Consider the following 8,515-nt stretch of genomic DNA (forward strand, 5'->3'; position numbering starts at 1 on the left):
CACCACCAGTTTGTATGCGGCTTTTAACATCCTGAACGGTGAGGTGATCGGACGGCTCACCCAACGTCATCGAGCCAGGGAGTTTCTCGACTTTCTACGGCAAATCGACAGAGAAACGCCGAGCGAGCAGGACCTCCATCTGATTTTGGACAACAGTTCGACTCATAAAANACCCGNCGTGAAAGCCTGGCTGGAGAAGCATCCTCGTTTTAAGCTTCATTTTACACCCACCAGCGCCTCGTGGTTGAACGCTGTCGAAGGTTGGTTTGGCCAACTGGAGCGACGAGCGCTATACCGGGGTATTTTTACCAGCGTCGACGAACTCAAGAAGGCCATTCGTCGATACATCAAGGTCCATAACGAGAAGCTGGCAAAGCCATTCCGTTGGCATAAAAGTGCGGAATCCATTATGACATCGGTAACGCGAGCAAAACTCAGCGCCATTGATAATAAATAAGCTAATTAACCAGTCGGGACACTAGCTCGATCTTTTGCCACTCCTCCTCAAACCCCGGCAACCGCTTCTTCCCGGTTAGCAGCTGCTGCATCAACCCTTTCTTCCGCTGCTGGCTGTTCTCAAGCAGTCGCTCGGTGGCGGTGATGGCCTGATCCCAAGTGGAGACGATCTTGGCGATCTTTTTTTGTTCGGGGATAGGAGGAACCGAAATTTCCAATCTGGCGACATTCTTATGGCCGACATGAGGCTGACCTGCTGGATTGAATAGACGCTTTAACATTATTTCGCGAGCATCACTATTGAGGTAAGCCCATAAATAATCATGATCCAGAAGGTGGCGAGCACTTTCTTTTACGGCAATCTTAAACGCATTATTGCATAACACTCCTTTTTTAGCCTTGTAGACATTTCCTGATGTATTACCCGTGTTTACCATTACAATATCAGATTCAGACAAAATCTTTTTTGGGTATTTATCTTTTACATACACGAGGAATTTGTCCGAAAACAAATCCCTAATATAAATATAGCGAACATATCCAGGAGCTGATTCTTTGATGGTGTCGCTATCTGCGATTTGGACCCCTTGAGTAAAGCTGCAAAGCTCACCAAGTTTCTTAATTAGCATCTCTCGGTTCATACTACTCTCCAGCCCCAATAGCGCTAAACATGATATCTGTTCTCGGAATCTCATCACCTTTAGACGCCATAACCCAGCTCCTTCAGATAGCCCGCCATCTGCTCATTTAACTTCGCAATCTCCGCCTCGATATCCTTCCGCTCCGCTTGCACTGCCATCAGATCGATCTCTTCCTCTTCCTCAAAGGTGTCCACGTAGCGGGGGATGTTGAGGTTGAAGTCGTTTTCCTGAATTTCCTCCAGGTTGGCCAGGTAGGCGTACTTGTCTGAGCCTTCGCGCTGTTTGTAGGTTTCGACTACCTTGGCGATAGATTCATCGGACAACTGATTCTGGTTCTTGCCAGCCTTGAACTCACGACTGGCGTCGATGAACAGGACGTTAGCGTCGGCCTTGTCCTTGCGGAAAACCAGAATGGCCGCCGGGATGCCGGTACCGTAGAACAGCTTCTCGGGCAGGCCGATCACGGCATCCAGCAGGTTTTCTTCAATCAGCTTCTGCCGGATCCTGCCTTCACTGGAACCTCGGAACAAAACACCGTGGGGCACCACCACGGCCATGCGGCCGGTCTTCGGTTTCATTGTCTCAATCATGTGCAGAATGAAGGCGTAGTCACCCTTAGTCTTGGGAGGCAGTCCGCGACGAAAACGCCCGTAGGGGTCACTCTCAGCACCTTCAACGCCCCACTTTTCCAGCGAGAACGGAGGATTGGCCACCACAATATCGAAGTGCTTCAGGCCACCATTCTCATCCAGCATCAAGGGGTTTCGAATGGTATCGCCCCATTCCAGCTTGTGGTTGTCGATGCCATGCAGAAACATGTTCATCTTAGCCAGCGCCCAGGTACTACCGATGGCTTCCTGACCAAACAGAGCGAAGTTCTTTGAGCCGTCGCGGCCCTTGCGAATCCGGTTGGCGCACTTCAACAACAGAGAAGCGGAACCACAGGCCGGGTCGCAGATTTCGTCACCTTCCTTCGGCTCAACGATCTCAGCCATCAGCTCGGAGACTTCCGGTGGGGTGTAGAACTCACCAGCCTTCTTGCCGGAGGTGGCCGCGAAGTTCTTGATCAGGAACTCGTAGGCGTTGCCGATCACATCCAGCTTCCCGATACGACTCGGGCGCAGGTTCATGTCAGGCCGGGCGAAGTCTTCCAGAATGTGGCGCAGGATCTCGTTCTTCTGCTTTTCGTCGCCCAGCTTGGTCGAGTTGAAGCTAATGTCCTGGAACACGTCGGCCAGCTTGACGATGTTGGCCTCTTCGATGGCGTGCAGGGCCTTGTCGATGCGCTCACCATTGCCCGGCTCATGACGCTGGTCGTGCAGCGAATAGAAGGTGGCACTTCGGGGCAGCACGAACCGCTCGTTCTTCATCAATTCTTCAATCAATTCAGGATTGTCGTCGTACTCGGACTGATACTTGTCGTAGTGATCCTGCCAAACGTCTGACAGATATTTCACGAACAGCATGGTCAGGACGTAATCCTTGTAGATGCTCGGATCAACGGTCCCCCGGAAGGTGTCACAGGCGCTCCAGACCGCTTTGTTGATCTGTTCCTGTTTGATTGTATCGTTACTCATATTGGTTCCCTGTAGTCGGATCAGGACGAAGTAGTTGGCGGCCAACCGCATCGATCATGCGTTGCCGATTTTCGATTAACTGAATCAGTAGATTCTGTTCATGGGTGGCTGCGTCAGCCAGCTTGACCATCAGCTTCTGCTTATCAAATGACGGAATCACGACGGGCAGGTTGCCCAACTGGGACTTGGTGATGCTGGGCGCAGCGGATCCCTGGGAGCACATGGCGAAATACCGTTGGGCATCCACATAGTTGAGTTGCCAGGCCAGGAATTCAGGCATCAGCCTATAAGCCTCTGGCTTGAGCCGAATGTGATAGAAGTTCGGGGTGCAAACGGTGTTGACGGGCACATCCCCAATGACGGCGGCATCATTACGCGTACCCTTGGCCATAAACACCAAGTCGCCAGGCCATAAGTAGTTGGGGCGCTTACGACCAGGGAGTTTGACTCGATCGAGGGTTCTGCCTTCCTTATCTCTGAGTCGTTCGCCTAAGACGATGTGCCGAAACTGGACCACGAAGGCATCGCCATTGCCGTCCAGAGGGAGCTTCCCTCTGAAGGGATAGCCAGGCTGGATGGTGGCCAGTTGGCGGAGGAGATGCCTTTCGTTTGCCTGCTGATTCATGCAGTATTCTCAATGATGCATAAAATTAAAGGTAACTTAGCTTTTTATGCATCATCTCGCAAGATGCAATCATTTGTCAGAAGCCTGGGTTCTCCGCCACCATTATCAACAGTTAGTGCGACACTTAAAGTCGCGCGCTGCACTTAATACGGAGTAGACGCCAATAGTGGAAGGGAGCGGTCGGTAAAGCAGGAGGTCTACATGATCATCTATCCAACAGGAAAGAAATACATCGGCAAGGACAGCATCGGCAGTTATCGCTACTTTGGCAGCCCGAACATGGATCTAGTCAATGTAGACTTTGCCCGGCTACCAGAGGCAACTAGGAAGGACTATCCTGTGAGGAAACTGATTCTTTGGGCGTCGCAGTCCTGCGCAGAAGCAGAGCTGTCAGCCTTAGATGTAGATTCGGGCCTACCGGTCAAACGTCCCGGAGGTGGGCTACAACTGCTGACCGGCGTTCCTAGTCTGATAAGAGACTTTGCTCCTCGCTACTTGTGCTTACTGACCCCGAAACACAAAGATTCCAATGGTGCCGACTTTGCCAAAACTTAAACAATCTCAAATCCGGAGACTCGATAAATTACTGGAAATGCGAGAAGGCTATGTCTTGGATTTTTCAAATCGGACTTTTTCTGAATTTTTTGAAGACGAGTTCGGTTTCGACATTTATCACGAAAAGTATGATCTCCATGGAGGTTCCAAGGCGAAACGGCTACGAGCACTGATCGAGGCAGAAGAGGGACCAGTCGTTGCATCAGTCGTTCAAAAGTTGTGGCTGTGGAGGCTGGCAAGCAAAGGTAAAGCGCCTGTCGCTGACGAGGACGACCTCTGGATACAGGGGTTGATTGCCCACTTGCAGACCAGTGGATCCGCACCGTTGGTTCAAAGCCTTGTCTCAACGGCCAAGATTCTTGACTTTGACACGGTCACTCGCGATTTGAACAGAACATTAGAAACGGCCCAGTCGGATCCCGAGAGTGCAATCACATCTGCTTGCTCGACCCTCGAAAGCGTCTGCCGTTCAGTTCTTCTCGAACTGGGGTTAGAGCTCCCCAAAAAGAGAGATATCAGCAGTCTTTTTCGTGCCGTGAGGGAGCCTTTAAAGCTGTCGCCTGCCCGCACAGACATGCACCCGGATATCTTGGGTGATGTTCAAAAAATACTGACCGGACTCGGCACGCTCGTCGAAGGCGTGGGCGCACTTCGTACCCATGCAGGCGATGCACACGGGCGAGAAAAAGGGTTCGTTCGGATAGACAGTAGAGTCGCTGGACTCGCAGTTCACAGTGCAATTACAGCGGCGCTCTTTCTTATACAAACCTGGCAAAAGCATTACCCTGCAACAGATCTTCATGAGCACTGACAATAGCTTTGTCAGGACCGGTCACACACTGGTCATTATTGGGTCATGGTAGAGAGCGTACGCAGGTAAAAGCTGAAAAGTATACTGAATTATGCCCCGAATTGACCTCGGGGGCCTGTAGCGATACTCTGGCACTACTTTCACTAATGAGTGACTGGCCGATTGGTTAATCCCGTGTCAAGCATAGTTTGAACAAGCCAGCAGACCGCCGCCTGGTCGGCACCGGTCCGCAGCACGTTCGGCACAACTTGACCAGTGTGTTTCGAGTGTTTATTCACAGCACACCTCCAATCAGATGATACATCAAGGTATATATGCGGCTTTCTACCCACCACTCGTTGATGGGCAAGATAGTAGATCGTCGGGTTTTCTCGGTGGTCAGGTGGCATCGTAAGGTGTCGCTCGACGGTGACAATACAGACAAGCGGCCGCAACGTGCTTGTAGTCACCGGATCCAAAGGAACTAGGCGTTATGGATGAATACGAAGGTTGGTACCGCCGCCGCAGCTACGCCCACTTCGACCACCCCATGTCTGAAACACAAGCAAAGAAACTGGTTACCAATCCAAACCAGGTATCTCGCCATGCTTTTTGGCCGGTAATACTCAATCCTCAAAAATCCCTGTCCATTAAGGACGATTATGGGCGCCGGGTGTGGAAAACGAAAATCCGTCCCATTGTCTTTGCCGCACACAGCGACGCCCACATATACGCTTATTACGCCAAATACTTGGGGAAATGTTTAGAAGACAGATATGCTCTCCACGGTGGCGAGCATGTTTTAGCCTACCGACGTTTCGACCCATCACGCTGTAATGTGCATTTTGCTCTTGAGGCCTTCCAGGAAATCAAGACGAGGGAGTCCTGTGATGTCGTTGCCATAGACGTTGAGGGCTTCTTTGATGCACTTGACCACCAGAACTTGAAAGACGCCTGGACGCGGCTGCTCTGTAAAAACCAGTTGCCTGATGATCATTATGCCGTTTTCAAAGCCTGTACCCGAGACACAGCAGTAACGGTTCCCACCTTGCGAGACACATTTGGGGGTGAGATTTCACGGCGTGCCGGAAGATCTGGCGAGGCTATCTGTACCCCAAAGGAGTTCAGGACCTTTGTAAAGCCTCATCTTCGCTCTCGGCATGAGCTCGTTTGGGCAGTAAAAAGAAAACCTGTCCCGGCTTATCTCAAAGGACATCCGGCGGGCATTCCTCAGGGGCTGCCTATCAGTGCCGTTCTTGCGAACCTCTATATGTATGATGCTGATCTGGCGATTCAGGAGGCTATCCGCACCCGTGGAGGGAGTTACCGCAGGTACAGTGACGATATCCTGATTATTGTCCCGAAAGGACAAGGGGCTACAGCGGAATCGATCGTTCAGGCCGAATTGGACAAAATTCGGCTCCAGGTCAACTCAGTTAAAACGGTGCGATGCCGGTTCAGCATCACGAACGGAGCGTTGCGATCCCTATCGGTGGATCAATACTTCAAAGAGCAAGGCTTGAGTCCGGTTGCCTACCTCGGATTTACCTTTGACGGTCGGGACATCAGAGTTCGGGATTCGACTATCTCGCGATTTATGATCAAAGCTAAACGGGCAATAGAACGAGCCAGAATCGCAGCTGCTGAGAACGGAGAGCGCAGGTTAAAGAAGCGTCAGCTGTACGCTCGTCTCACTTCGCTCGGATATGGGAAAGCTTACGGCAAGGGCATTTATGATCAGATTGAAGGCAAGATTCTGCCCAAAGGAGCCCCCAGGCTCGGCTTCTTCAAATACCTACGGCTCGCAGAGAAAATTACAGATAGCACAGCGGTTCGCACACAAATTCGTCAGCTCGAAAATCAAGTTTTTCGAGAAATAGACAATTCTGAGAAAAGCCTCAAGAAGCGTCCCGCCTCTGTGTGAGCTGAGCACAATAACGCACTGCGCATAATCGCGGTTATGGTAAGCCGGCCGAATCCATCGGAGCTTAGATTTAGGAAATTCCTATAAAATGCCTACTCAGCATCTCATTCAGCTATGATAAAGCACTTCTTCTAGAGCCCTGACACCACCCACCTCATCAATCATTTTACGAGGCGTTAGCCCTCCGAAAAGGTCATCCGGGGTATCAAGCCACCGCTGAGCCTCCGCTTTAGAGCCAAACTTATTTTGGGCCCCGAGGAGTAAATCGGTCTCAATTATTTGCCGGATTTTTTCCATCGGTAGATAAAGGGTTTCGTTGCCATGAAACGATTGACCAATTCCCTGAAAATCGTACTTCCGGAAAAAGTCTTCACTTTTTTGAGTTAGCGGATCGACGACCAGCGCGACACCTAGTTGGGTGTGGGTATACAAATTCCAGGACTGAAGAAGCGCCTCTATTAACAGTTCTTCGCCAACGCGCTTGGGCGTTCTTTGGTAATCGGTATGAACACCTAACCAGGCTAATTTAAAAGCGGGTAATGGATAGTGTGGGTAATTCCCCGGAATTTCTGTATGGGCTACAGTGCAATTGGTCAGGGTGTAAAACCCAACAATTTGAGTTTGCGGGCCACCAACCACATCATCAGAAAGCGCCACCCACGTTCTATTGACGGATTGCAGGGCTTGCTGACTCGCCCGTTTTTTCAAAAACTCGTTGACGTCAGCAAGCCCGCAATCAAATGTTTTACGGTCGTGAAGCTTCTTGTTCAGTTCTTCTATAAAAAGCACTATCCAGTTTCCGTTTATGTCGGCGGTGCATCGCTGCTGACAACGATTCGTTTACTGTCCCCGGTGACTCACAGGTCGCCTTAAAGGCAGCAAAAGCCTCACTGTTCAACCGCACAACTTCTGCTTCCTCAATTGCTCGACTGGCCTTTTCGCGAATCGCTTGCACAACGAAATCGCTCAAAGTTTTCGAGCCCACCAAGGCAGAAGCCCGCACCGCAAGGTTCTTGATGTCTGGATCTAATCGTAGATCCAGCCTTGCGATTTTCTGTTGCATCTATTATCAACTGCGGAATTTCTCATTTAATTCAACGAGTTTTCCGCAGAGCCTCCTTAGTTAATTCCCCATTTTTTATAGTGCCATTAAGACACTCTCTAACTGTACGGTAAATATCCGTACAAGTCTATCTGCAATACCGATTCAGCCAGTAAAGTCTCTCTCCGCAGCCAACATGCAAGCATCCTGCATCCTGCATCCGGTGACCTACGCTATCTCACCTCCGGCAAATGGCCCCAATCTGTCGTGTAAGCCGGCGACAAATGCTCTCTTCGCATCGCATCAGTTGCAGGGCCAGCCTGTATGGCACTGCATACCTTTACTAGTGATTTCCGCTTGATCTCATACATCCAGCGTTCCGGTGATGATATGAGACGCGCTGCAGCTGTAGCCGGAACCAGTCAACTCTTCAAAAGGAAACCCAGAAAATCTGTTGAGGAAGGGCTTCAATCGTTGGCTGCCGTCGGAATAGCTGAGTTCGAAACAGAAACGCAGATTTGGCATATCGTGTAATAGATATATCAGCACAAGCATGTGCTGATCGCTCCTTCTTCGCCTCTTCGGTGGACCCAATCACACCACGGTCCTGCAAAACCTAGTTAGTGTCCATCCGGAAACGTAAGCGTCTGAATTTTCTACTGAATTACAATAAAAGAGGAGAAGCCTCTACTTGTTTTTGCTATCATGAACAGTCAAACCATTGAATATCATGACAAAACGCAAACAAGAGAGGCAACAATGCGACAGAAACGCACCGTCCAGCCCAGTCTATTCGATTCTGTCCTTGAACACGACATCGCCATCGAGCTCGAAGCCATGTCCAACCTGCTCGACGCCCATCCGATCGTGCTGGACTGGGTCGAGTCTGATCTCCGTGATCGGGC

At 50.5% G+C, this 8,515-nt stretch carries 11 protein-coding genes; 4 read left to right on the forward strand and 7 right to left on the reverse strand.

Annotation, left to right across the window (positions count from 1 at the left end; genetic code table 11):
* The coding region (locus A3OI_RS0117180; RefSeq protein WP_018403653.1) for an IS630 family transposase at positions 1–457 on the forward strand (457 nt) is incomplete at its 5' end.
* Between the two features lies 1 nt (position 458).
* Here A3OI_RS0117180 and A3OI_RS20720 read toward each other — a convergent pair.
* The 3 genes from A3OI_RS20720 to A3OI_RS20725 are packed head-to-tail and all read right to left on the reverse strand — an operon-like array spanning position 459 to position 3,299.
* Complete coding sequence (locus A3OI_RS20720; protein ID WP_018405466.1) at positions 459–1,097, reverse strand: restriction endonuclease subunit S; 639 nt, start codon at positions 1,095–1,097, stop codon at positions 459–461.
* A 59-nt stretch (positions 1,098–1,156) separates the two neighbouring features.
* Positions 1,157–2,674, reverse strand: coding sequence for a type I restriction-modification system subunit M (locus A3OI_RS0117190; protein WP_018405467.1), 1,518 nt, complete (start codon positions 2,672–2,674; stop codon positions 1,157–1,159).
* A complete protein-coding gene (locus A3OI_RS20725; RefSeq protein ID WP_018405468.1) occupies positions 2,667–3,299 on the reverse strand; it encodes a restriction endonuclease subunit S in 633 nt (210 codons plus the stop codon). The genes A3OI_RS0117190 and A3OI_RS20725 overlap by 8 nt, the downstream gene beginning before the upstream one ends.
* A 201-nt stretch (positions 3,300–3,500) precedes the next feature.
* On the opposite strand from A3OI_RS20725, the gene A3OI_RS20730 reads away from it, so the two are divergent.
* The 3 genes from A3OI_RS20730 (at position 3,501) to A3OI_RS0117210 (ending at position 6,568) form a co-directional block, all read left to right on the forward strand.
* Positions 3,501–3,854, forward strand: a complete 354-nt coding sequence (locus tag A3OI_RS20730; protein WP_218185849.1) for a hypothetical protein — start codon at positions 3,501–3,503, stop codon at positions 3,852–3,854.
* Positions 3,841–4,665, forward strand: coding sequence for an abortive infection family protein (locus A3OI_RS0117205; RefSeq protein WP_026224270.1), 825 nt, complete (start codon positions 3,841–3,843; stop codon positions 4,663–4,665). The genes A3OI_RS20730 and A3OI_RS0117205 overlap by 14 nt, the downstream gene beginning before the upstream one ends.
* 472 nt (positions 4,666–5,137) lie before the next feature.
* The gene (locus tag A3OI_RS0117210) at positions 5,138–6,568 is read left to right on the forward strand and encodes a reverse transcriptase domain-containing protein (protein ID WP_018405470.1); all 1,431 of its coding nucleotides are present in this window, start codon (positions 5,138–5,140) and stop codon (positions 6,566–6,568) included.
* A gap of 108 nt (positions 6,569–6,676) precedes the next feature.
* Here A3OI_RS0117210 and A3OI_RS0117215 read toward each other — a convergent pair whose 3' ends face one another.
* The 4 genes from A3OI_RS0117215 to A3OI_RS0117220 all read right to left on the reverse strand — a co-directional run bounded on the left by A3OI_RS0117215 (position 6,677) and on the right by A3OI_RS0117220 (position 8,165).
* Complete coding sequence (locus A3OI_RS0117215; protein WP_018405471.1) at positions 6,677–7,357, reverse strand: MbcA/ParS/Xre antitoxin family protein; 681 nt, start codon at positions 7,355–7,357, stop codon at positions 6,677–6,679.
* The gene (locus A3OI_RS22355) at positions 7,314–7,631 is read right to left on the reverse strand and encodes a type II toxin-antitoxin system TacA family antitoxin (RefSeq protein WP_081622970.1); all 318 of its coding nucleotides are present in this window, start codon (positions 7,629–7,631) and stop codon (positions 7,314–7,316) included. The genes A3OI_RS0117215 and A3OI_RS22355 overlap by 44 nt, the downstream gene beginning before the upstream one ends.
* A gap of 212 nt (positions 7,632–7,843) precedes the next feature.
* The gene (locus tag A3OI_RS22360) at positions 7,844–7,981 is read right to left on the reverse strand and encodes a DUF4113 domain-containing protein (protein WP_081622971.1); all 138 of its coding nucleotides are present in this window, start codon (positions 7,979–7,981) and stop codon (positions 7,844–7,846) included.
* Positions 7,974–8,165: a hypothetical protein gene (locus tag A3OI_RS0117220; RefSeq protein WP_018405472.1), complete on the reverse strand. Its 192-nt coding sequence runs from the start codon at positions 8,163–8,165 to the stop codon at positions 7,974–7,976. Before A3OI_RS0117220 ends, A3OI_RS22360 begins: the two co-directional genes overlap by 8 nt.
* Positions 8,166–8,515: the final 350 nt, after the last annotated feature.

The sequence above is a fragment of the Marinobacter gelidimuriae genome (assembly GCF_000372805.1).
In the GTDB taxonomy this organism is placed as follows: domain Bacteria; phylum Pseudomonadota; class Gammaproteobacteria; order Pseudomonadales; family Oleiphilaceae; genus Marinobacter; species Marinobacter gelidimuriae.

Excerpts from the sequence above, each read along its gene's own strand:
- A3OI_RS20720 (WP_018405466.1), bottom strand. The coding sequence starts at position 1,097 with ATGAACCGAGAGATGCTAATTAAGAAACTTGGTGAGCTTTGCAGCTTT.
- A3OI_RS0117190 (WP_018405467.1), bottom strand. The coding sequence starts at position 2,674 with ATGAGTAACGATACAATCAAACAGGAACAGATCAACAAAGCGGTCTGG.
- A3OI_RS20725 (WP_018405468.1), bottom strand. The coding sequence starts at position 3,299 with ATGAATCAGCAGGCAAACGAAAGGCATCTCCTCCGCCAACTGGCCACC.
- A3OI_RS20730 (WP_218185849.1), top strand. The coding sequence starts at position 3,501 with ATGATCATCTATCCAACAGGAAAGAAATACATCGGCAAGGACAGCATC.
- A3OI_RS0117210 (WP_018405470.1), top strand. The coding sequence starts at position 5,138 with ATGGATGAATACGAAGGTTGGTACCGCCGCCGCAGCTACGCCCACTTC.
- A3OI_RS22355 (WP_081622970.1), bottom strand. The coding sequence starts at position 7,631 with ATGCAACAGAAAATCGCAAGGCTGGATCTACGATTAGATCCAGACATC.
- A3OI_RS22360 (WP_081622971.1), bottom strand. The coding sequence starts at position 7,981 with ATGTATGAGATCAAGCGGAAATCACTAGTAAAGGTATGCAGTGCCATA.
- A3OI_RS0117220 (WP_018405472.1), bottom strand. The coding sequence starts at position 8,165 with ATGCTTGTGCTGATATATCTATTACACGATATGCCAAATCTGCGTTTC.